This is a genomic window from Mesorhizobium sp. P5_C1, from assembly GCF_054049815.1.
Window position 1 is genome coordinate 1 of sequence record NZ_JBFULQ010001148.1, and the last position, 911, is coordinate 911.

General features: G+C 55.5%; 1 protein-coding gene. It reads right to left on the reverse strand.

The genetic code is table 11. The features are described 5' to 3' along the window. Positions 1-224: 224 nt before the first annotated feature. On the reverse strand, positions 225-911 hold a 687-nt coding region (locus ACXJ7R_RS34500; RefSeq protein WP_457155699.1), incomplete at its 5' end, for a rhamnan synthesis F family protein.

Genomic DNA, 911 nt, shown 5'->3' on the forward strand with positions numbered 1-911 from the left:
GCATACCATTGGCTGCGGTCAAATCTGTCCCGGCGCCTTCGGCCCCAGCCGTCGCTCTAAGATTGCGCGAAATTCAAAAGGTGCGGCGTGGCATTGACTTGCTCCATATCCAGCCCAATGAGGCCGAGATTGGCAAGTGCCTATTCCAGATCGGAACATCGGGGGGGTGAATTGCCAAGCGTGCGCATCAATGTAGGCTGCAGGAAAAGCGGTACTCTTTTTCGCTACAGAAGTACGCCGAGAATTGGCTTCAGGACCGCCCTTATGCCGCGATAGAACGGTCTGAGTATTCTGAACAAGATAGGCGATCTGAACTTCAGAGAGCTCTTGATGGCGAAATTGAGTCTGGCCAGAGCGTGTTTCACCGACGTCTGCGGCCCTGACATCAGCGCCGTCTGCGTCGCTGGCGTCATTGGAATCTGCATCGTTGACGCCCCCAAGGGATAACCGGCGTTCTTCCACTCAGACAACAGATGGGCATGCCACGGGAAGTCGTGGAGTGGCAACATGCCGACAAGCCTTTGCATCTTGAACTCCAGCATGCTGTAGTTGTGCGCTACCTGATGCGCGCACATAATGTGCTGGGTGGTAAATCCGGCATCCTGAGCAGAGTAGGTGATCAGCCGCTCCAGCACGTGAGCCAAGCCTCCGTCAATATGATCGGGCTCGGCATTGAACTCTTCCCATTTCCATTTGTGTTCGAACATTTTGCGCAGCGCGCGCGGCCGGAACCAGAACATGGTGCCATAGGCTGCCACCGGAGTGGTGTCATCGAACTTGACGTCGATGTTCAACAGGCGCGCCGTTTCCTCGGCCCTTGGCTTGTTGACAAACCATGAGTGGCCCATGGTCGGGTAAGAGATATGAAAGATCGGCGGAATGGCGACGCCGACTGAAGGATTGTCGTGAAA